This window comes from Citrobacter sp. TBCS-14 (assembly GCF_005280805.1).
In the GTDB taxonomy this organism is placed as follows: Bacteria; Pseudomonadota; Gammaproteobacteria; order Enterobacterales; family Enterobacteriaceae; genus Citrobacter; species Citrobacter gillenii.
In genome coordinates this window covers 1-1,073 of the sequence record NZ_SZWM01000780.1, presented here as the reverse complement: position 1 = coordinate 1,073, position 1,073 = coordinate 1, and the positions used below count along the sequence as shown (strand labels likewise).

General features: G+C 29.1%; 3 protein-coding genes. All 3 read right to left on the bottom strand.

Translation table 11 applies throughout. The annotated features are described in order from the left end of the window. Window positions 1–81: 81 nt before the first annotated feature. A complete protein-coding gene (locus FDX22_RS21290; RefSeq protein ID WP_068505922.1) occupies window positions 82–273 on the bottom strand; it encodes a hypothetical protein in 192 nt (63 codons plus the stop codon). Between the two features lie 168 nt (window positions 274–441). Continuing rightward, window positions 442–696 carry a hypothetical protein gene (locus tag FDX22_RS21285; protein WP_036851135.1) on the bottom strand — a complete coding sequence of 85 codons (255 nt, stop codon included), beginning with the start codon at window positions 694–696 and terminating at the stop codon, window positions 442–444. A gap of 63 nt (window positions 697–759) precedes the next feature. Next, window positions 760–924, bottom strand: coding sequence for a hypothetical protein (locus FDX22_RS30165; RefSeq protein ID WP_170974720.1), 165 nt, complete (start codon window positions 922–924; stop codon window positions 760–762). Between the last annotated feature and the right edge of the window lie 149 nt (window positions 925–1,073).

Here is a 1,073-nt window from a genome sequence, read left to right as displayed (position 1 = left end):
CAAAGTTGGAGTGCGACAGCAATGCCACCTTCGGTCCTTAATTTTTTATATATACTATTATATTAAACTTCTTTTAAATTGTCAAGCGATAACTTCAGTAATTTCAGTTATTTTTTTAACTAAACAATTAGAAGCTATATCAGATTTTTCTACAAAATACTTAAAATCAAACGCTTCTCTCTTTGTATAATATTTTTTATTTTTAACGTTGTAAAAACCTGTTATATCTTTTTCTAACCATTCTACTTTATAATATGTAAATTCATTATTCATTATCCAATTACTCCTGTCTTAATATTTAGTCTTTGCTGACTTGATAAGTGATATGAATTGCACCACTTGCAGTAATAAGCTCTTACTGGTATCTTATCAGCTTTCTTTTTATTATGCTGTGCATTTGCTATTGAATATAAAGCACCCATTTTTGTGTATTTGCGTTTCTTACACATAATCTAACCACTCCTTAATCGTAAATAATTCAAAGCCATTTAGTTTGCTTTGTTTTTCAATTTCTACTTGATTTCTATCTAGGTCTATCAGCAGTTCAATTACAGGTCTACCATTATCAAGCCACCTGATGACTGTATTAGTTTTAAGACCAAAATACTTAGCACATTGAGCCTTACAGCTGAAGTGTAGTTCTTCTTCCGTTGTAGGGTTATAAGCTACGACCTTTATAGCTTTTTGTGTTGCCATTGTTTAATCCCCTTTCTATAAAACAATATTATCAAATTACTTTATATTTGTCAAGAATTAACTTTAGACCTCTTCAATAAATTCCAAGTATCTTTCATCAATCGCTTTTATCTCTTCTTTCGTGAACTCTGATTTAAAGTTATTTCTTTCTTCTTTAAACCCTAGGAAGAGAAACTTATTCCCTAGCTCGTTTTTAAAAGAGTTTAAATATCCTTTTTTGTTGTTCATCAATTTAACATTGTATTTTTCATTTGTATCTCCTTAATTTCTATAAGACTATAATATCAAAAAAAGTTCACACTGTCAAGCATAAACTTTATTTTCAATTATTCTTCGCCTTTCCATTGTTTGAAATCATCAGCTATATCTTGTGCAAA

Excerpts from the sequence above, each read along its gene's own strand:
- FDX22_RS21290 (WP_068505922.1), bottom strand. The coding sequence starts at position 273 with ATGAATAATGAATTTACATATTATAAAGTAGAATGGTTAGAAAAAGAT.
- FDX22_RS21285 (WP_036851135.1), bottom strand. The coding sequence starts at position 696 with ATGGCAACACAAAAAGCTATAAAGGTCGTAGCTTATAACCCTACAACG.
- FDX22_RS30165 (WP_170974720.1), bottom strand. The coding sequence starts at position 924 with ATGAACAACAAAAAAGGATATTTAAACTCTTTTAAAAACGAGCTAGGG.